Genomic DNA, 20,391 nt, shown 5'->3' with positions numbered 1-20,391 from the left:
AGCGCGCCCAACGACGCACCGCGTCACCGCACATAGCCCCCAAGAATATAAGGAACGAGACAACGATGAGCACGGTTTATGAGGTTCGTGACGGCGTGGCCGTCATCACGCTGGACAATCCCCCGGTGAATGGCTTGGGACACGCCACGCGCTCCGGCATCGCCGACGGGCTCGCGAAAGCCCAGGCCGACGCTCAGGTGCGCGCCGTAGTACTGATCGGCGGTGGCAAGGCATTCTCCGGCGGGGCCGACATCCGCGAATTCAATACGCCGAAGGCAACCCAGAGCCCGCTGCTGGTCGAGGTGATCGCCGCGCTCGATGCCTGCGCGAAACCCGTTGTGGCGGCCGTGCATGCGGTGGCGATGGGGGGCGGACTCGAATTGGCGCTCGCCTGCCACTATCGCGTGGGGTTGCCCGGCGCGCAGATCGCGCTGCCCGAGGTCAAACTGGGCCTGCTGCCTGGCGCGGGGGGGACGCAGCGCCTGCCGCGTGCCATCGGTGTGGCGCGTGCGCTCGACATGGTGGTGACGGGGCGTGTGGTGAAGTCGGAAGCGCTCGTCGGTACGCTCTTCTCGACAATGTTCGAAGGCAACCGCGACGACCTGCTTGCGGGCGCCATCGCCTTCGCCGGCAACATCGCCTCGCAAGGCGGCGCGTTGCCGCGATTGCGTGACGTGGCGCTCGATGACGCCGACGGCTCGGCGCAGGCCGCGATCGATGCCGCACGTGAAAAGGTGCAACGCGAGCAACCGCATTTCCCCGCGCCGCAAAAATGCGTGGCTGCCGTCGAGGCGGCGCTTCAACGCCCGTTCGATGACGGTGTGAAGTTCGAGCGCGAGTGTTTTGTGGCGTTGGTGAGTTCGCCGGAGTCGAAGGCGCTGCGTCATGCGTTTCTCGGCGAGCGCGCGGCCGCCAAGATTGCGGACGTACCGGACGACACGCCGGTGCGCAACATCGAGCGCGTGGCCGTCATCGGGGCCGGGACGATGGGCAGCGGCATCGCCATGACCTTTGCCAACGCGGGGATTCCGGTGACGCTGGTCGACACGACCGACGCGGCGCTTGCCCGCGGTATCGAAGCGATACGAGGCAACTATGCGCGTGCAGTCACGCGTGGAAAGCTCACGGCAGACGACGCGCAGATGCGGCAGGCACGTATTCACGGCAGTACCGATTTCGCGTCGGTGGCCGATGCCGATCTGATTGTCGAAGCGGTGTTCGAGGAGATGGCCATCAAGCAGGTCGTTTTCCGTGAGCTCGACAAAGTGGCCAAGCCGGGGGCAATCCTGGCGTCGAACACGTCGACGCTCGATCTCGATGCCCTGGCCGCGACCACATCGCGGGCGCAGGACGTCGTCGGCATGCACTTCTTCAGCCCGGCGAACGTCATGCGCTTGCTCGAGGTCGTGCGCGGTGCGCAGACCGGCAAGGACGTGCTGGCAACGGTGATGAAGCTGGCCAAACGCATTGGGAAGCTTGCCGTGGTGGCACGCGTCTGCGACGGCTTTATCGGCAATCGCATGCTCGAGCCGTATTTCAAGCAGTCTCAGTGGATGGTCGAGCAGGGCGCGACGCCCGCGCAGATCGACGCCGCCATAGAGCGCTTCGGCTTCGCGATGGGGCCGTTCCGCACCAGCGATCTGGCCGGAAACGACGTTAGCTGGGCCATTCGCAAGCGCCGACATGCCGAACATCCCGGCATCGTCTATCCCAAGATTGCCGACGTCGTATGCGAAGCCGGACGCTTCGGCCAGAAAACGCACGCGGGTTGGTACGATTACGCCGAGGGCGATCGCTCGCCTCGTGAATCGGCCAAGGTCGGGCAGATGATCGACGACTATCGCAAGGCGAACGGTATCGCGCCGCGCCCCTTCTCGGACGAAGAGATCGTGGATCGCCTCGTCTACGCGCTGGTGAACGAAGGTGCGAAAGTGTTGGCCGACGGCACGGCGGCACGCCCGTCGGACATCGACATGGTGTATCTGAACGGCTACGGCTTCCCGTTGTGGCGTGGCGGGCCGATGCACTATGCCGATGCGGTGGGGCTCGACAAGGTGCTCGCACGGGTGCGCGAGTTTGCGCAGGACGCGCACGGCGAAGATTGGATGCCTGCCGCGCGGCTTGTTGAACTTGCCGACGCCGGCAAGCGCTTCAACGGATAAGCGGGACGCGCGCGATGGGGCCAGAATGGGGCGGTCGCTGCGACGAATGAGGGGCAAACCCATGAAACCGATGGACGAAGTGCTGCTCGTGATCGACGTGCAGAACGATTTCATGCCGGGCGGCGCGTTGGCGGTTCCCGAGGGCGACGCCGTGGTGCCCGCGATCAACGCCTTGGCGGGCAAGTTCGCGCGAGTGGTGTTGACGCAGGACTGGCATCCCGCGGGGCATGTGTCGTTTGCCGAGAATCACGCGGGGCGTCGGCCGTTCGAGACGATGGTTCTGCCGTATGGCGAACAGGTCTTGTGGCCGACGCATTGCGTTCAGGACACGCCTGGCGCCGCATTGCATGCCGGGCTACGAATTCCGCATGCGCAGGCGGTGGTGCGCAAGGGGTATCACGCGCACGTCGATAGTTATTCGGCGTTTCTGGAGGCGGATCGCAAGACGCCGACCGGTCTGGCGGGATATCTGCGCGACAAGGGCGTGAGGCGGGTGCATTGCGTAGGATTGGCGACGGATTTCTGCGTGGCATGGAGCGCGCTCGACGCGAAGGCGGCGGGTTTCGATGTCTGTGTGATCGAGCACGCCTGTCGTGCCATCGATCTCAATGGCTCGCTCGCCAACGCTTGGGCTTCGCTGAGCGCGGCCGGCGTGTCGCGCGAGTGAGTCGAAGGCGACTGATTGAATACCAGACGCCGCGCATGATGCGCGGCGTCGCAAGCTGATGAAATGACGATGGACAAGCTTTACCGTAATGGCCGGTGCGGCCGGAGTGCCCGATGAGTACGCTATCGATTCGTTCTGGGTTTACCGACCATCTCGGCATCGAACTGCTGCGCGCTGAAGGAGGCGAGTCGGAACTGCGTCTCCCGCTGGCGCCTCACCATCTCAATAGCTGGGAGGTCGTGCATGGCGGCGCGACGATGGCGCTGCTCGACATTGCAATGAGCACCGCCTGCCGGAGCGTGGCGCCGGAAGGCACGGGCGTCGTGACGATCGAGATGAAGACGAGCTTCATGCAGCCGGGTGCCGGTGAGATGCGGGCGTTTGGTTGCCTGCTGCACCGCACGACAACGATGGCGTACTGCGAGGGCGAGGTGCGCGACGCCGATGGCAAGCTCGTCGCCAAGGCGATGGGCACCTTCAAGTATTTGCGTCGACTCGCGGTGGGGCGCGCCGTGCGCGAGCAGCGACGTCCGGACGAAGCGCGCGGCGACTGACTGCGGTCGATGCTTTGCGTCGTTGCCAGACGACTCATCAACGATGTCACTGAGATGATGTCACCGCGAGACAACGCGCATTCGAGATGTCGCGGCGACTCACTAACGTGGAGGAAAGGCCATGACGATTAATCGACAGATTCTGCTGGTTTCACGCCCGAAGGGCGAAGCCACGCTTGACAATTTTCACCTGGCGGCGCCCGAATTGCCGGAGATCGGCGAAGGGCAGTTGCTGGTGCGCAACTTCTATCTTTCCCTCGACCCGTACATGCGCGGGCGGATGAACGACACCAAGTCGTACGCGCCGCCGCAACCCCTCGACACGGTCATGATCGGGGCGACCGTGGGTGAGGTGATCGAGTCGCGCCATCCGGACTGGCAGCCGGGCGACGCCGTTGCCGCCATGTTCGGCTGGCAGGAATATGGCATTTCGGACGGCAGCAACCTGCGCCGTATCGACGATGCACGCATTCCGATGAGCGCCTATCTTGGCGCAGCGGGCATGCCGGGCGTGACGGCCTGGTATGGCCTGAATCGAATCATCGCGCCGAAGGCCGGAGAGACGGTCGCGGTCAGCGCGGCCTCGGGGGCCGTGGGCAGCGTGGTCGGTCAACTGGCGAAGCGCGCCGGTTGTCGCGTGGTCGGGATTGCGGGGGGCGCCCAGAAGTGCGCCTACGTCGTGGAGACGCTTGGCTTCGATGCGTGCGTCGATTACAAGGCGGGTCATCTCGACGAAGCACTGCGCGCTGCTGCGCCGGATGGCATCGACGGCTATTTCGAGAACGTCGGCGGCGACGTGTTCGACGCGGTCATGCGCAACCTCAATGCCCACTCGCGTATCGCGCTGTGCGGCATGATCTCCGGCTACAACGGCGAGCCCATTCCGCTGAAGTACCCGGGGCTGCTGTTGACGAACCGGGTGCGGCTCGAGGGCTTCATCGTGACCGAGCATCTGGACGTCTGGCCACAGGCACTGAAGGAGCTCACCGACGCCATCGCCGCAGGTGAGCTGCGCTATCGCGAAACGATGGCGCAAGGGATCGAGAACGCGCCTGCCGCATTCCTCGGTCTGCTCAAGGGCGAGAACTTCGGCAAGCAGATCGTGAGGCTCGTGTGATTCGGGATTTTTCTCGAATTTAGAAAGCATCCCTGAATTTCAGGAGTATTGCACTTTACGTACTTCTCATGGACTCGTGCAGTGGGCACAATAGCGGGCTTCCACCCGATAAGCCGCCAGGGCGGTATTCGCTATTGTGACCACTGCTGCCAAACCGCCTCCCGCACCGCCTGCGCTTCCCCCGCGCCCCGAATCGTGCGCAAAGGCCTTTGTTCCCGAGACCCGCTTCGGGAACTGGTTTCTGAAGACCTACACCTGGCGTCATCACGTGCTGCGCGTCGCCATCGAAGACCTGATGAGGCTGGCGCACGGTGCGATACCGCAGGCCCCCGTCATTCTCGATGCGGGATGTGGCCACGGACAATCTCTGCCGCTTCTGCATCGCTATTTCGCACCGTCGCGCCTGATCGGGTTCGACTGCTTCGCCCCGGCGCTGAGCGAAGCGCAGACACACGTGCGAAGCGCGGGGATTTCCGTCGATCTGCGCGCGGGCGATTGCGCCGCGATCCCGCTGCCCGATGCCAGTTGCGACATCGTGTTCTGCCATCAGACCTTCCACCACCTCGTGCACCAGGAGGCGGCTCTGTCTGAGTTCTATCGGGTGCTGAAGCCGGGCGGTTTGCTGTGTTTCGCCGAGTCGACCGAGGCCTATATCCGCTCGTGGGTGATCAGACTGCTGTTCCGGCATCCGATGCACGTTCAGCGAAGCGCAACGGGGTATCTCGACATGATCCGCGCGGCGGGATTTACCTTTGGTCCCGAGAACGTGTCTTATCCGTACCTGTGGTGGAGCCGAGCCAAGGACTTCGGGCTGCTGGAGCGGTTGAAGTTGCAGCGTCGCCCGGCATTCGGCGCGCGTGAGGAGACGCTGGTCAACGTCGTTGCGAGAAAGCCGCTCGCGTAAGCGTTTAACGGGTTTGACGTGTTTAACGTGTTTGTCGCGTCTAAGGTCTAGTGCGCGGAAGGTCGGGCACGGGCGCTAAACTCGTGCGAGCGTCAGCGCGCCGTAAGTGCCGCCGAAGCCAAAGGTGTTGATCAGCACGCGGCTTACCAGCGTCTCTTGCAGGGCTGTCTGGATCGGAAAGGGTGCGGCGGCGGCGTCCAGGCATGCCAGATTGGCTACGCCCGGCACGAAACCCTCGTGCATCGCCCAGATCGCGCACGCGATCTGCATTGCCCCCGCGGCCGCCACGGTGTGTCCCGTCAGGCCCTTGATCGAGGTGATGGCCGGGACCTCGGCCACCCCACCGAAGGCGTGCGCCAGCGCATGCAGTTCCGCGATATCGCCGTCGATGGATCCGTTGGCGTGGGCGCTGATGAAGGTGGGCGGTGCCGTCAGCCCACGACACGCTGTTTCGACCACCGCGCTCATGGTCGGGATGTCGACACCGAACGCTCGCGACGCGCAGGTGGCGGAACCGACCCCCGTGATCTCGGCGAGCGGGCGTGCGCCTCGCGCCATGGCGTGGGCGAGTGTTTCCAGGACGAGGATGGCGGCACCACCGCCGAGGACGAAACCGTCGCGTTGGGCGTCGAACGGGCGCGAGGCGCCCTCGGGCGTCGCATTGTGGGCGCGCGAGAGTACCCCCATCGCATCGAAACACATCGCCGCGCCCCAGGGGGCCTCTTCGCTGCCGCCCGCGAGCATCACGTCCTGCCGTCCGAGCTGCAACACATCGACGGCGTGCCCCACGCAGTGAATCGATGTCGAACACGCCGACGAAATGGCATAGCCGACCCCGCGCAGGTCGAAGAGCGCGGAGAGGGCGGCTTGCGCGGTGCTCGACATGGCGCGTGGCACCACGTAGGGCAGCACCCGCGCCGCGCCGCTTTCGCGCGCGACGTCCAGCGCCGCTTCAAAATCCTTCATCGCCCCGGTGCCGGAGCCGACGACGACACCACATCGCCCGCGACTCAATGTCGCGGTATCGAGCCCGGCGTCGGCCACGGCGCGAAGGCCGGCATGGCAGGCATACAGCGCCGTGTCCCCCATGAAGCGGCGCAGCTTGCGCGGCACCACCGCGTCGTCGAGCGATCCGGCGTGAGGGCGTCCGGTGACTGTCGTGCGCAGGTCGTGGGCGACATAATCGGGCGCCTCATGAACGCCGCTCGTCCGATGTCGCAGGGCGTCCACGATGGCATCGCGCGTGTGACCGGCGGCGGACACCATCCCGATGCCGGTGACGACGACCCGGGGCAATCCGTCGGGGCGATGAAAGGACGTCATCAGAGACGGCGCAGCTCCGTGTTGATGTCGCGGATGAGCGTGTCGACCCAGCGGTTGTAGTTGGGATGGATCAACGGCGTATTGGGGGGCGGCGCCGAGGGGAAGTCCTCGCGGCGCGCCGAGGCGTTCGGGTGGGAGAGTTGGTACTCAAGATTGGTGCTGTCGCGATAGGTCACCGAGTAAGCCGTTTCGGTGTATTTGATCGTCACCGAGGCAAAGTGCTTGTTGCGCACGTTCAGCGAGGCCACGAGTTCTCCCGGATGCACGGGGCTTACCGTCCAGTCGTGCACGGCGGCGCCGCGCGCAATGGCGCCGCGAATCTCGTCGAGCGAGAGTGTTTTGCCGCTGCCGGAGACAATCGGCACGTTATCGTGCGGCACGATGGGCACCGCCGGGCGCGCCGCGTGGGCGGTGGGCGCGAGGACGGCCGAAGCGGTGATGGCAAGCGAGGCGATCAGCCAGTGTCGACGAGTCTGCATAGGTTCTCCTTCTCCGTTGTGAATGGACGTTGCGCTGCGCAACGCCCGTCAACCCGCAAATCGATGAAAGATCAGCGACGTGTTGATGCCGCCGAACGCAAAGTTGTTGCTCATGATTCGCTGCGTTTCCAGATCGCGGCCCTGAGCGCCCGCGATGTGATCGAGCGGCGCACAGGCCGGATCCGGTGTGTCGAGATTGAGCGTGCCGGCAAACCAGTCGCGACGCATCATCTCAATGGCCCACCATGCTTCGATGGCGCCGCACGCACCGAGGGTATGGCCCAGATAGCTCTTCATGGCGCTGATCGGCACGTGCGTGCCGAAGAGGCTGCCGGTGGCTTCGCTCTCGGCAACATCGCCGCGGTCCGTGGCCGTGCCGTGTGCGCTGATGTAGTCGATGGCCTGCGGGGCGAGACCCGCATCGTCGAGCGCGAGCCGCATGGCGCGTGCCATCGTGGCCGCGGTCGGTTGCGTGACGTGATTGCCGTCGGTGTTGCAGCCGAAGCCGACGATTTCCGCGAGAATCGTGGCCCCTCGCGCTCGCGCATGTTCGAGCGATTCGAGCACCAGCGTGGCCGCGCCTTCGCCGACCACGAGGCCATCGCGCGCCGCATCGAACGGGCGCGGCGTGAGCTTCGGTTCGTCATTGCGCGTGCTCGTCGCGTACAGCGTATCGAAGACGGCGCTACCGGGGCCGGACAATTCTTCGGCACCGCCAGCGAGCATGACTTTCGCGCGGCCGAAGCGAATGGCTTCATATGCGTATCCGATGGCCTGGCTGCCCGACGTGCAGGCGCTCGACGTCGGGATGATGCGGCCTTGGAGTCCGAAGTGCACGCCGATGTTGACAGCCGTCGTGTGCGGCATCATCTGGATGTAGCTCGTCGACGTCACGCCGGCCATCGATCCCGTGTCGACCATGACGCCAAAGGCTTGAATCGGCGCGATGCTGCCCGATGACGACCCGTACGCCACACCGATATCGCCGGGGTCGTGCGCGGCGACATCCAGCGCTGCGTGGGCGAGGGCATGTTCCGTGGCCCGAAGCGCGAGTTGGGCAACCCGTCCCATGGAACGCAATTGCTTGCGCGGCCAGTGCGACGGCGCAGCGAAGTCTTCCACCGGGCAGGCGAGGCGCCCGTTGAGCATTTCGAAGTAGTCCCACTCCGGCATGCGGCGCACGGCGTTCTGCCCGGTGCGCAGCGCCCGCTCAATGTCTTCCCAGCGGCTGCCAAGCGCTGTCACTCCGCCATATCCAGTCACTACGACGCGTGTCATCAGACGATCCCTCCATTCACGCCGATGACTTGGCGAGTCACGTAGCTGGCCCCGTCCGACATCAGGAACGACACCACATGCGCCACCTCGTCAGGGTGGCCGACGCGTTGCATGGGCACCATGCGCAGCGCTTCGTCGAGCGCCACGCCCTCGAGCATGCCGGTGTCGACCAGCCCCGGCGCCACGCAGTTGACGGTAATTCGGCGCGACGCCAATTCGACCGACAAGGCTTTCGTGGCGCCGATCAGACCGGCCTTCGCGGCGCTGTAGTTCACCTGGCCGCGATTGCCCATCACCCCGGAGACGGACGCCACCGTGACGATGCGACCGCCGGCGCGCAGTCGCACCATGGGCATCGTGAGGGGATGGACGACATTGAAGAAGCCGTCGAGGCTGGTGTCGATGACACTGTCCCAATCGTCGTCGGACAGCGCGGGGAACGCGTTGTCGCGCGTGATGCCTGCGCCGCAGACAATGCCGTAGTACGCGCCGTGTTCGGCAACGTCGGCGTCGAGCACTTGTCGGCAGGTATCGCGATGACGGACATCGAACGACACGAGCGTGGCTGTGCCGCCCGCTTCGCGAATCTGCGCGACGGTGGCTTCGCCGGGAGCGATCTGCTCACGGCAATGAACGGTGACGGCAAAGCCGTCCTGCGCGAGGCGCAGGGCGATGGCCCGTCCGATGCCCCGGCTGCTGCCGGTGACGAGAACGCGTCGGGTCATGATTGGGGCTCCATCAAGAAGGCAGAGAAATCGGTTGGCTGATGCACCTTGATCGTGGCATCGACCACTGTCTCGTCGTCGGCCTGCACGCAGCAGTCGTAGGCACCGTTGCCGTTGTCGTCGTGTAGCACGCATGTGGCACGCACGAGAACCGGCACGCCGGCGGGCAGCGAGGCCACACGCGCTTCGAGGCGGCGTGTGCCGAGCAGCACGCCCGGCGCGGGGGGCAGGCCTTCGATACGACGGGTGAGCGCTTCGTGCGCGGCAATCGCCTGCGCCATGAGTTCGATGACGATGTGAACGGGCATGTTGCCGTGCGCATCCGCATACCAGGCGTGAGCATCGGGCGTTGCCTGCACGCAGATCGACTCGGCGTCGTGCTCGCAAACGTTATCGATGAGCAGCATCGGCGGCCGGTGCGGCAGCAGCGTCTCGATCGGCGGCCAGACAGAAGCGGCGGGCATCACAGGGCCTCCGCGCGCGAGAGGATGACGCTGACGTTGTTCCCGCCAAATGCATAGGCGTTCGTCATGACGTGGCGAGGGGCGCGACCGAGCGTGGTGCCGGGGGTGACGAGCCGCAGGGCGCTGAGCTCGGGGGCGGCGTCTCCATCCCAGACGTGCGGCGGGAGGCGGCCATCGCTTGAAAGCGTGAGCCAGCACAATCCGATGCCTGTCGCGCCCGCGGCGCCGAGCAGATGTCCGGTCATGGGTTTGGTGCCGCTTGCCCACGCGGTGGCACCCAAGCAGGCATGTGTGGCAAGGCTTTCCATCGCGTCGTTCTTCGGCGTGCCGGTCGCATGCAGATGAACATAGTCGATCTGCGAGGGCGCCAGGCAGGCGTCGTGCAAGGCGGCCCGCATGGCGTCGATGGCGCCACGGCCGTCCGGCGCGGGGGCCGAGATGTGATAAGCATCGCTCGATTCGCCAATGCCGGACACGACGATGTCGCCGGGCGCTCGCGACATCAGGCAGAGCATCGCGCCTTCCCCGATGTTGATGCCGTCGCGCTGGCGGCTCATCGGGCGCGCGAGCCCCTGCGAGAGCGACTCGAGCGCGCCGAAGCCGCCGAGGGTCAGATCGCATAGCGTGTCCGCACCGCCGGTCACTACGGCATCGCAGATCCCGCTGTCGATGAGGCGACGCGCCGCACCGAATGCCTTTGCGCTCGACGTGCACGCGGTCGAGATTGTGTAGGCGGGGCCGTGCACGCCGAGCAACTCGGCAACGAACTGCGCCGGTGCCCCGAGGGCTTGCTGGACGTAGTGATACGCCGCCGGTAACGCGCCCCGGTCCGCGAGCGTGCGCAGCGCGGCTTCGCCTTCGGCGATACCCGACGTGCTCGTACCGATCACGACCCCGATGCGCGTTGCCCCATGGCGCGCGATATGGCGTGCGAGGGTGGGGCGCAACGGTTGCGCCGCGGCGACCAGAAACCGGTTGTTGCGACAGTCGTACCGCTGTAGCCGGGCGGGAAGCGAAGGCAGCGCGTCAGTGGTCACGCGCACGGCGCCCACCACGGGGGCGGGGGACGTAAGCGGCGCGGGCACCTCGTCACGAACCCGCATACCGGACGTATCGCCGGCGAACAGTCGCGCGGCGATGCCCGGCAGGTCGTGACCCAGCGCATTGATCATGCCAAGAGCGTGGAGATAGACAGGAGACTTCATGAGCGCAGTTCCGGGTAGCGCAGGCTATAGGGGGCGAGCCACAACGCAAATGCGATGCCGATCGTCAAGGTCAGGCCGAAGGCATGCAGGCTCGGCATGGCGCTGAAGGCGAGCAGGCCGAACGACAGCAGGGTCGTCGCGGCCGACATCAGCGTGCCGGCGACCGCAATCGCGGCCATGCGCGGGTCGCCGCCGGCACGTAGTTCGCCCTCACGCAGAAAGATCGCGTAATTCACGCCGACGCCCAGGACCAGCATCAAGCCCATCTGCGCGAACAATGTCAGCGGCAGGTCGAGATAGCCGAACGCCGCGAACACTGCCGCGGTGGCGAGCAATGTCGGAGTGATGGTGGCGATGGCGCCGCGCCACCCGTAGCGACGCGTGAGCAGTCCAGTCACCACGATGAGGGCGGCGGCGAACCAAATTCCGCTTGCGACGCGATACCGGGCAAAAAGCGCCGAGATGGATGCGGCCTTGTCGACGTAGGTCACGCCGGGCAAGTCGACCGCCACGCGCCCGGCTGCGGCGCTGTCGCGCAGGCCGTGGGGGCGCACGAGGCTGGCGAAATGACCGGCCTTCGCCGGGGCGGACGCCCCTCCCGCCGACGTGCTTACCCGGCCCATCCAGAGCATGCGTAGCGGCGTCGAACCGGGCCACGCGAGCCATTGGTCGACCCGAAGCGGCGGCGTGTCGCCCTCGACGGCGTAGGCATCGGCGTATTGCCGTGCGAATGCCGGGCGGAACCCGGCCCGCGTCATGGCGTCGACCAACGCGTCGGGCGCGTCGAAGCGAGCCGCGCCCAACAGCGCCCGATTGTCGAGTTGACGTTGCATGGACGGCACGAACTGGGAGACGCCGGTCCATCCGTCGAAGGGGGCATCGCGGCGGGCCGCCGCGTCGTCGAGGCGCGCGCCGAGTTGTTCCTCGCGCCGGAGCAGCGCTTCTTCGCTGTCGGCTTGTACCAGCCAGAACTGCGTGGCTCCGTCGATACCGGTGATGCGCGAGATCGCCTGCTCTTGCGCGACCAGTGCGGGATCGCGGGCAATGAGCCGGCGAACGTCGTCGTCGACGCCCAGCCGCCACCAGCCCGGCACGCATGCCAGCAGGATCAGCCCCCCCACCGCCGTGCCGCGCCGCCCGGCAAGCGCGCCGCGCCAGATCGCCAGCCAGCGTTGGGCAAGGGCGACGACCGGCGCGCGCAGCGCAGGCACCTCGCGCGGCAGAAAGGCGGGCAAGGCCCAAACGACGAACACATAGGACGAGAGCAGGCCCGCCAGCGCAAACACGGCGATCTGACGCAATGCAGGGAACGGCACAGTGCCGAGAATCGCGTAGCCCAGCACGCTGGTCGCGAGGGCGATACGCAATGCCGGACGCAGCATCGGCAGGGTCCGCTGGGCTGCCTCGCGCGTCAGACCGCCAACGCCGACGAAATACTGAATGGCATAGTCGACGGTTTCGCCGATCAGGGCCGCGCCGAAGACGAGCGTCAGCAAGTGCAGCTCACCGAAGATCAGCAGCGTGGCGAGCGCAGCGCACAGCGTGCCGAAGGCGATGGTCGCGAGCCCCATGGCGAGCAGGCGGCCCGAACGGAACGCCCAGAGCGTGAGCAGCGCAATACCGAGCGTTGCAACGATGCCGATGCGATGCAACTCCGTTTCCGCCTGCGATCGTGCCCCTGCCGCATGGAAGACCGCGCCGCTGCGCAGCACTTCCACGCCGGGCGAGAGGTCTACGATCCGCGCTTGTGCCGTGTCGAAGAATTGAGTGATTCGCTGCTGCACGGCGCTGTCGAAGGCCGGGCCTTGCGTTTGCAGCAACACGAGCACCCATGTCTTCCCCGCTTGGCGCGCGCTCAGCCAACCGTCGTCGGGCAACATCCTAAGCTGGCCGAACGGCAGCCGCGTGAGCCAGCGGTCGAGCCAGCCAAAGGGGTCATCGGCCGCGTCGGTCAGGCCGAAGGGGGAATGGGCCAGCGATAGCGGCGGCAAGCTCGCGTCGCCAGACGCATGTCGGCGAAGCTGCGCCTGCAGGTCGCCGCGATCCGCTGGCGAGAGGAGTTGGAAGCGATGCGGCCGATAGAAATTCGAGAGAAAGGCCGGGTCGAACGGCGGCACCCGACCCTGCACGCTCGCGAAGGCGCCGCTCGCACGGGCCAGCGCGTCGAAACGCGCCGCGGCGGCGCGGGCCGCGTGGGCGTCGGGCGCGCCGATCAGGACCACGACACGGTCGCTGACGCTGCCCGCCAGATGGTCCACGGCTTGCTCCGCGACGGGATCGCGCTCGGTCGTGGGCAACAGCGCGAGCACATTGGTCTGCAGCGGCAGATGGCGCACCGCCAGCAGCCAGATACCCAGCAGCACGAGGCCCGCGACGAGGGCGAAGGTGAGTGTGCGGCGCAATGCCCGAGTGCGTGGCGTCATTCGACCATTCGCAGCAGGCGTTGCGCTTGCACGTCGAGCGTCTCGCCGGTGCGCACCTTGTCGAACTGCCACTGGACGGTCTCACCGCGCCGGGTCTCCAGCGTCACGGTGCGCACGGTCGTGTCGCCGCTGAGCGTGAGACGCCGCATCGCTTGAGCGATCTGTGGTTGTGCGGGCGTGAGCACCACCTGCCAGCGACGCAGGGTGCCCGTGACGGAAATGCCGAATTGGGAGGCGAGTCCGCTGGTGTCGCCCTGCATGAATGCATTGGCCCATTCGTTGATCTGCTGCGAGATGGCCGTCGGCTGCCCGTCGAGCGACAGCAGCTTGCCGTCGGCATCGATGCGCGCGCTGCGTTGCCGGCCGTAGACATACCCTTGCGGCTGCGGCGAACGCACTTGCCAGATCACGCCGCGCTCGCGCGCGAAAACCAGCGTGCCGCGCGTGAGCGCAGGTGCCGTCAGCAAGGCCGAGGTTCGCGTCTGGACGAAATCGGCGTGCACCACGGGATGCGCACTGACCTGCGCGAGGATTCGCTGGAGCAACGCCGAATCGGCCGCCGCTGATGCCGCAACGGGGGCGGTCTCGGTTTCGGTCGCGACGGCGGGTGCCGACGACAGCCCGACGCCGACCAGTAGGGCGAGGGCAAGCACGCTCGCAGCACGCGGCATCAGATGGCGACCCATACGGCCTCCAACTTGCTCAGTACGACGGGGGGACTCACGAATTGCAGTTCGCCGTTGCGCGCGTCCACCGCGACCTGGACGGTATATCCCTTGGTCATGCGCGTTTCGGTAGCGATGTCGTGAATCTCGTAGGCGATGCGAAGCCGATTCTCATACTCGGTCAGTGATGCCGTGACACGCACCCGCTGCCCGTAGCGCGCGGGGCGAACGTACTTGAGATGGCACTCGACGATGGGCCAGAGATAGCCGGACGCCTGCATCTGTGGATAGTCGTAGTCGAAGCGGCGCAGCAGCGCGCAGCGTGCGATCTCGAAATACTTGACGTAGTGGCCGTGCCAGGCGACGTCCATGACATCGACGTCATGGAACGGAATCTCGACGTCGGCGAAAGCGCTGAGCCAGGGGGCCTTTTCCGGTCGGCGACCGGTCGTCTCAGTCGTCATTAGGCAGATCGCCTCCATCGGCAAGCCAGGCACGCACGGCGCGCAATTCATGTTCAAGCGCGCGATCTTCGTCGACGAACGGCGATTGGGCGGTGACCGTTTCGAGCCACGCCCGCAGTGCGGCGGGCAGCGGCGCGGCGTCCGGCGAGTGCCGCAAGCGTAACTTGACGGCCTGCGCCACCGCGAGCGTGTGAGCGGCGCCGACCTGTTCGGTGAGCGTCAGCACGCGCAGGCAATCGCGTGCGGCGATCGTTCCCATGCTGACCTTGTCCTGATTGTGCGATTCGGTCGAGCGTGAGAATACGCTGGCCGGCATGGTGTGCTTGAGCGCTTCCGCCGCCCACGCCGATGCGCCGATCTGCACCGCCTTGAAACCATGGTTGATTGGTGCGCGAGGGCCCGTCGCGCCGCTGAGATTGCGGGGCAGGCCGTTGTTGAACTTGTCGTCCACCAGCAGGGCGAGTTGGCGATCCATCAGGTCGGCGAGGTTGGCGACCGCCGTCTTCAGGCTGTCCATGGCGAAGGCGATGTGCCCGCCGTAGAAGTTGCCGCCGTGATGGACTTCGCCGGTGTCGGGATCGATGAGCGGGTTGTCGTTGGCACTGTTGATCTCGTTTTCGACGTCGCGCCGGACCCAGCTCAGCGCGTCGACGAGCACGCCGATGACGTGCGGAGCGCATCGCAACGAATAGCGATCCTGGAGGCGCGCCTCGGGCGGTTCCGTGCGTCCGGACAAGTCGTCGCGAATCCATCGGGCGGCGTCGCGCTGACCGTCGTGCGGCTTGGCGTCGAACAGCGTCGGATGGAAGTGCGCGGCGCGGCCGTCGAGCGCTACGGTCGTCAACGCTGTGAGCCGGGCGGCCAGACGCGCCAGCGTGCGACTGCGTGCGAAGGCGAGACTCGCCAGCGCGGTCATGACGGCCGTGCCGTTCATGAGCGCGAGGCCTTCCTTCGGGGCCAGCGTGATCGGCGCGCCCCCCGTGGCGGCCAGGGCCGCCGACGCTGCGCAGAGGCGGCCGCGATACGTCACGTCGCGCTCGCCGATGAGCGTAGCCGCGACGTACGACAGCGGCGTGAGGTCGCCGCTCGCGCCGACCGAGCCTTCGGACGGAATGCGCGGCAGCACGTCGTGGGCGAGCAGGTGGACGAGTGCCTCGAGGAGTTCCGGGCGCACGGCCGAGTACCCCTGGGCGAGCGACGCCAGCCGGCACGCGAGCACGGCGCGCACGGCCGGGTCGTCGAGCCATTCGCCCATGCCGCACCCATGGTAGCGCGTCAGTTGTGCGGGCAATGCTTCGATGAGCGACATGGGCACGTCGACGACACAGGCATCGCCGTAACCGGTCGTGACGCCGTAGACGGGACGACCGGCCGCAAGGTGCGCGTGCAGCGCGCTCACGCCGCGGCGTATGCGGTCTTGCCACACGGGGTTGGTGGACAGACGCGCGCTGCGGGTGCGTCGGGCCAGCGCGAGAATGTCTTCGATCGTCAGACGGGCCTGGCCGAACACGACGGCCGGCGCTGTCGCGCGGCGCGCGTCGGCGTCAGGGGGCGCGTCGTGAAGCCCATGGCGCGGGGGTGTGCCGGCGCGCGCATCGGCGTCGCTCAGTGAAGTCGGTAGTTGCATCATGATTGTGGCGACTTGCCTCGCCAGAAATCGAAAAAGTTGAACCACTGCATCGGGTACTGACGGCAGTAGTGCTCGAGCCGACGCGCATAGCGCTCGGCGTAGGTGCGCAGGGCGACCTCGCGTTGGGCGCGCGGCAACGCCACGGCATCGGCGAACGGTTCGAAATAGAGTCGGTAAGACGCTTTGTCGCGCAGGCAGAAAAGCAGATACACCGGGCACTCGAGCAAGGCGGCGAGAATGAACGGCCCTTGCGCGAACGGCGCCGATGCGCCGAGGAACGGGGCCGGCACGACCCGACCACCCTCGGTGGAAGGCACGCGGTCTCCGACGATGACAAGCCAGTCGCCCCGGTCGATGCGCTCACGCAGCATGATGGCCGTGGCGGGGCCGATGTCGTCGACCTCGATCAGGTTCTCGGCAAACGCGTCGTTCGACCCGGCGAGCATCGAGCGGAATCGCTGGGCGTGACGGGTGTAGACCACGGCATGGATGCGGTCGATGCCGCGCGAACGGGCGAGTGCGCGGGTCATCTCCAGGTTGCCGAGGTGCGAGCCGATGACGAGGGCGCCGCGCGCATCGCTGGCCGCCGCGTCGAGCGTGGCACGGTCGTCGATCTGGACATGGCGCTCGCCGAGGAGTCCGCGCCAGGCGGCGAATTTATCCAGTGCCGCGTTGGCAAACGCCAGAAGATGCCGGAACGTGTGCCATCGCGTGGGCGCCGGCAGCCCGAGTTCGGGGGCTGCGTTCCGGAGCCGCTGCTGATAATCGCGCGAGGCCGCGCACGCTTGTGTGTCCTTCAGCGCGAAATAGGCCGCCACGGGAATCAGGCAGACGCGCGCCGTGCGCAGACCGAAGCACCGGCAAGCCAGTGCCAACAGGCGCATGCCCAGCAAGCTGCCGCGCTCGGGGCGCCGCCACCACGCCAGGCCGTCGTCGACGGTGGGCGTTGCGGAGGATGTCGCGGAGGATGTTGCGGCGGCCGGCATGGCTGCCACCGCCTGGGCATGTGCACTCGGCTTGCGGCGGCACTTCCGCCACAGCAGTCCCGGCGCGCGCGGGATCATGGCGCATACGAGCCGCGTGTGCATCCAGGAAATGCCGACGTTGTCGCGCAACATCTGGAAGTGCGAAACCCCGTTCTCCGGATAGACGACGCGTGTGCGCCGGCTCTGGATCGGCACGCCGCGCCAGTACAGACGCACCAGAATGTCGGTGTCGAAGGCCATGCGCGATGGTGGCCGGTGGCGCGCCAGCAGCGCGGTGGTGGCCGAAAGCGGATAGACCCGGAAGCCGCACATCGAATCGGCGATGTCGAACGACAATGTCTCGATCCACACCCAGAAGTGCGTGATGTAGCGGCCATACAAACGCCCCTTGGGCACGGACGCGTCGTAGCGTGGCGTGCCGCAGATCACGGCGCTCGGGTGCTGGCGGGCGTCTTCGAGAAAGGCGGAGACGTCGCACAGATCGTGCTGACCGTCGGCATCGACTTGCAGGGCGTGCGTAAATCCGAGCGCGTGGGCGCGGCGCAATCCGTGGGAGACAGCGCCGCCTTTGCCGACGTTGCGCGGTAGCCGTTCCAGCGTCACGGTCTGCGGGTGGTTGGCCTGAATGGCCACGAGCAAGTCGCGCGTCGGGGCGTCGCTCCCGTCATCGACCAGCAGCACCGGAAGGCCTTGCGCGAGCAGCGTGTCGACGATGCGTGCGATTTGCGCCGGGTGGTTGTACACCGGGATCAGCACGCACGGCAGGAAAGGGCATGGCGACAGGCTGGGACCGAGTGTTGTCGTCATCGTTGCGCCTCTCCGGCAAGCGCGGGCGGCGCGGCGTAGACGAGATATCCGGTCGCGGCAGGTCCGCGGGCACCTTCGTAGGCGTAGTGCACGCGACGGCGTGAGGTATCGAACGTCAGCGTGAGGTCGAAGCGTGTTCCCGGCAATACGGGCGCGGAGAATTTGACTTGATGTAACGACGTTGGCGCGACCGCCCAGCCATGACGTGCGGCGTCTTGCGACGCATGCGCTGCGGCAAACCGCGTTGCCCAGTCGATCAGCACCACGCCGGGCAGCAGCGGCAGTCCTGGAAAGTGACCGTTGAAGTGCGCCAGCTCGGGCGGCACGCGCAGGGACATCACGAGCGAACCGTCGAGTGCGGTTGCGGGGGCAGGGTCGTCGGCATCGTTCCACCGAACGCCCAGCACCGAGGGCAGCCACGGGGACGCCGGTGTGAAAAGTGCCGCAATGTCGGCGGCCGTGCGCTTGCCGCGTTCATTGAGGGGCAATGTCATCAGGAAACGCCAGCGCTTCGGGAGCATCGTCGCATCGAAGGTCGCGGCCAACGCGTGACGCAGCGTCTCACGCACGGTCTTGAGCGAGCGCTCTCGCCAAGCGCACCGGCCGGCAGGGCTGAGGACGACGGCGACGGCGAGGCGTCCCGCGACCACGGCCGCGGCGGCATCGTCGATCCATTCGTGGCGCAGCAGCGCCGCTTCAACGCCGGGCAATGAGAGCCGCTTGCCCTCGATCTTGACGGTGCGATCGAGGCGCCCCGTCAAGGCGAACGACCCGTCGGGATGCACGACGGCGCCGTCGTCGGTCGGCCACCAGCGCCCGTGGTTGACACGCGGCGAGCAGATTGCCAGTGCACCCTCGTCGGTCAATCGCACGCGTGTGTCGTCGAGCGGGGTCCAGTCGGACGTGCGATCCTGCTGACGCCACGCGATGCCGCCTGTTTCCGTACTGCCGAACACTTCGACCGGGGCGTGCGCCACGTCTGCCGGCAACGAAGGCCGAGCGGTTCGCACGAGGTGGGCGCATTGCAGCGCCGCGTCCTTGGGCAGTGGACCGCCCGACGAGAAGGTGAGGCGGGGCGCATCGCGCCAAACGTCGTCGCCCAGCCATGCGGGCCAACGCGTCAGCTGCGCGGGGCCAGCGATCCAGACGACGGCAGGCCACGTGCGCCACTGCTGCGTTTGCGAGGGCTCCGCGAAGGTGTGCCGAGCAAACGGCACGCCAGCGGCCAACGGCCAGAGCATGCGAAACCACAGCCCGTAGATGTGATGGCACGGCACGCTCGCGACGACGAGCGCCGCTTGCAATTGCGCACCCCAATGCCGGTGCAGCATCTGCACTTCGTCATCGAGTTGCGCGAGCGTCTTCGTGATGGCTTTCGGCTCGCCGGTACTTCCCGAGGTGTAGACAATCAATTTGCTCGAGGCGGGCAGCGCTGCGGCGAGCGCCGTGTGCGCGATCCCTGGCACGACGTTCATGTCATCACGACGATCCGCACAGGAAGCCAACGTGGCCGCATCGATGGCCTCGTCGAAGGCGAAGGCGAAGTCGCGGCGTGTCTGGTTCAGTGCGTTGGGTAACACGACCGGGGTTCGCCCCGCGGCCCACGCGGCGAAAAGGGCGCAGCTCATGTCGTACGGATCGTCCAGACACATCGCCAGTCGCAGGGCAGGGCGTGCCGCAAAGACAGCGTGCAACGCCCCGACGCGTTCGCGCCAGGCGCGCGTGGTGAGCGAGCCAAACGTGCCGAGCCCATGCACGTCGTCTGCGGCGGATCGGCCGTCCACGCATACGACGAGCGACGGCGCGCGAGGCGCGCGCAGCAGTTCGGCTAGCGGCGTGCACGCGCAGGGCGCCAGTCCTGCGGAACGCTCGTGTGAGGCAGGCGATGCTGACGGGGCGGACGATTCGATCGAGGCGGGAACGCTCATGCCGCGCCCTCCGGCGGCGACGTGCCTGCCGCGCAAGCGGACGCTTTTCGCGCCAACATGCGCCGACGCCACCACCATTCCGCCGCAAACAGCAGGCCGATCAGTACGTATGCGATTCCGCCGTTATAGAGCGACCAGATCTCCCGCGACGCCCAAAGCGCCGTGGCGAGCGCGACGGCGCCGTTGAAGATGAAAAATACGATCCACACGCGAGTGACGTTGCGCAGGTAGGGCGTCGCGTCCACCGGCAGGTCGGGCTGATGCAACCGCGCGATGCGCTCGACCATCGACATGGGGGCGCGGAGCGACATCGCAAACGTGAGCCCCATCCCGAGATTGACAGCGACCGGATAACACCGCAGCAACAGCTCGCTGTTGCTCAGCGCTGTCGCGAACGCGAGCGCGGCCAATCCACCGGCCACCGCCCATTCGACGGGCATAAGCAGCCGATGGGCGCGCAAGTTGTGCCGGTATCGCAGGCCGAGGCCGGCAAGGAGCAGCAGTGCCAGATAGCGCGGCGGAACCAGCGAGATTCCGGCGAGGATCAGCATCGGGTAGGCGAGTGCCGCGACGACAGATGGCCAGCGGACTCGGGCTTGTGGGGTGCGCG

At 66.8% G+C, this 20,391-nt stretch carries 18 protein-coding genes; 5 read left to right on the top strand and 13 right to left on the bottom strand.

Features of this window, described 5'->3' with window-relative positions; genetic code table 11:
• Positions 1-65: 65 nt before the first annotated feature.
• The 5 genes from BGP02_RS12955 (at position 66) to BGP02_RS12935 (ending at position 5,404) form a co-directional block, all read left to right on the top strand.
• Positions 66-2,162 (top strand): 3-hydroxyacyl-CoA dehydrogenase NAD-binding domain-containing protein, encoded by a 2,097-nt coding sequence (locus BGP02_RS12955; protein ID WP_261938481.1) that lies wholly within the window; start codon positions 66-68, stop codon positions 2,160-2,162.
• A gap of 61 nt (positions 2,163-2,223) precedes the next feature.
• Positions 2,224-2,829: a bifunctional nicotinamidase/pyrazinamidase gene (pncA, locus tag BGP02_RS12950; RefSeq protein WP_261938482.1), complete on the top strand. Its 606-nt coding sequence runs from the start codon at positions 2,224-2,226 to the stop codon at positions 2,827-2,829.
• A gap of 113 nt (positions 2,830-2,942) precedes the next feature.
• On the top strand, positions 2,943-3,383 hold the full coding sequence (locus BGP02_RS12945) for a PaaI family thioesterase (protein WP_017234792.1): 441 nt from the start codon (positions 2,943-2,945) through the stop codon (positions 3,381-3,383).
• A gap of 121 nt (positions 3,384-3,504) precedes the next feature.
• On the top strand, positions 3,505-4,500 hold the full coding sequence (locus BGP02_RS12940) for an NADP-dependent oxidoreductase (protein WP_017234793.1): 996 nt from the start codon (positions 3,505-3,507) through the stop codon (positions 4,498-4,500).
• 268 nt (positions 4,501-4,768) lie between these two features.
• Entirely contained in the window at positions 4,769-5,404 is a 636-nt protein-coding gene (locus tag BGP02_RS12935; RefSeq protein WP_017234794.1) for a class I SAM-dependent methyltransferase, read from the top strand.
• Between the two features lie 75 nt (positions 5,405-5,479).
• Here the strand turns inward: BGP02_RS12935 and BGP02_RS12930 are convergent, their stop codons facing one another.
• The 13 genes from BGP02_RS12930 to BGP02_RS12870 are packed head-to-tail and all read right to left on the bottom strand — an operon-like array spanning position 5,480 to position 20,332.
• The gene (locus tag BGP02_RS12930; protein ID WP_261938483.1) at positions 5,480-6,727 is read right to left on the bottom strand and encodes a beta-ketoacyl-[acyl-carrier-protein] synthase family protein; all 1,248 of its coding nucleotides are present in this window, start codon (positions 6,725-6,727) and stop codon (positions 5,480-5,482) included.
• The gene (locus tag BGP02_RS12925) at positions 6,727-7,206 is read right to left on the bottom strand and encodes a hypothetical protein (protein ID WP_261938484.1); all 480 of its coding nucleotides are present in this window, start codon (positions 7,204-7,206) and stop codon (positions 6,727-6,729) included. Before BGP02_RS12925 ends, BGP02_RS12930 begins: the two co-directional genes overlap by 1 nt.
• Positions 7,207-7,254: 48 nt before the next feature.
• The gene (locus tag BGP02_RS12920; RefSeq protein WP_286798656.1) at positions 7,255-8,484 is read right to left on the bottom strand and encodes a beta-ketoacyl-ACP synthase; all 1,230 of its coding nucleotides are present in this window, start codon (positions 8,482-8,484) and stop codon (positions 7,255-7,257) included.
• Positions 8,484-9,209, bottom strand: a complete 726-nt coding sequence (locus BGP02_RS12915; RefSeq protein WP_286798655.1) for a 3-ketoacyl-ACP reductase FabG2 — start codon at positions 9,207-9,209, stop codon at positions 8,484-8,486. Before BGP02_RS12915 ends, BGP02_RS12920 begins: the two co-directional genes overlap by 1 nt.
• Positions 9,206-9,673 (bottom strand): hotdog family protein, encoded by a 468-nt coding sequence (locus tag BGP02_RS12910; protein WP_017234799.1) that lies wholly within the window; start codon positions 9,671-9,673, stop codon positions 9,206-9,208. Before BGP02_RS12910 ends, BGP02_RS12915 begins: the two co-directional genes overlap by 4 nt.
• On the bottom strand, positions 9,673-10,878 hold the full coding sequence (locus tag BGP02_RS12905) for a beta-ketoacyl-ACP synthase (protein WP_286798654.1): 1,206 nt from the start codon (positions 10,876-10,878) through the stop codon (positions 9,673-9,675). The genes BGP02_RS12910 and BGP02_RS12905 overlap by 1 nt, the downstream gene beginning before the upstream one ends.
• Complete coding sequence (locus tag BGP02_RS12900; protein WP_286798653.1) at positions 10,875-13,301, bottom strand: MMPL family transporter; 2,427 nt, start codon at positions 13,299-13,301, stop codon at positions 10,875-10,877. Before BGP02_RS12900 ends, BGP02_RS12905 begins: the two co-directional genes overlap by 4 nt.
• Entirely contained in the window at positions 13,298-13,987 is a 690-nt protein-coding gene (locus BGP02_RS12895) for a LolA family protein (RefSeq protein ID WP_286798652.1), read from the bottom strand. The genes BGP02_RS12900 and BGP02_RS12895 overlap by 4 nt, the downstream gene beginning before the upstream one ends.
• Complete coding sequence (locus BGP02_RS12890) at positions 13,972-14,430, bottom strand: acyl-CoA thioesterase (protein ID WP_286798651.1); 459 nt, start codon at positions 14,428-14,430, stop codon at positions 13,972-13,974. The genes BGP02_RS12895 and BGP02_RS12890 overlap by 16 nt, the downstream gene beginning before the upstream one ends.
• Complete coding sequence (locus BGP02_RS12885) at positions 14,420-16,060, bottom strand: HAL/PAL/TAL family ammonia-lyase (RefSeq protein WP_254440946.1); 1,641 nt, start codon at positions 16,058-16,060, stop codon at positions 14,420-14,422. The genes BGP02_RS12890 and BGP02_RS12885 overlap by 11 nt, the downstream gene beginning before the upstream one ends.
• Positions 16,057-17,853: a glycosyltransferase family 2 protein gene (locus BGP02_RS12880; RefSeq protein ID WP_017234534.1), complete on the bottom strand. Its 1,797-nt coding sequence runs from the start codon at positions 17,851-17,853 to the stop codon at positions 16,057-16,059. The genes BGP02_RS12885 and BGP02_RS12880 overlap by 4 nt, the downstream gene beginning before the upstream one ends.
• Positions 17,850-19,781 (bottom strand): ApeI family dehydratase, encoded by a 1,932-nt coding sequence (locus tag BGP02_RS12875; RefSeq protein WP_286798650.1) that lies wholly within the window; start codon positions 19,779-19,781, stop codon positions 17,850-17,852. Before BGP02_RS12875 ends, BGP02_RS12880 begins: the two co-directional genes overlap by 4 nt.
• The gene (locus BGP02_RS12870; RefSeq protein WP_017234536.1) at positions 19,778-20,332 is read right to left on the bottom strand and encodes a COG4648 family protein; all 555 of its coding nucleotides are present in this window, start codon (positions 20,330-20,332) and stop codon (positions 19,778-19,780) included. Before BGP02_RS12870 ends, BGP02_RS12875 begins: the two co-directional genes overlap by 4 nt.
• Positions 20,333-20,391 lie beyond the last annotated feature (59 nt).

This window comes from Pandoraea sp. 64-18 (assembly GCF_001899225.1).
Lineage (GTDB): Bacteria > Pseudomonadota > Gammaproteobacteria > Burkholderiales > Burkholderiaceae > Pandoraea > Pandoraea cepalis.
The sequence above is the reverse complement of the archived record's forward strand: the minus strand, read 5'-3'. Positions and strand labels throughout refer to the sequence as shown.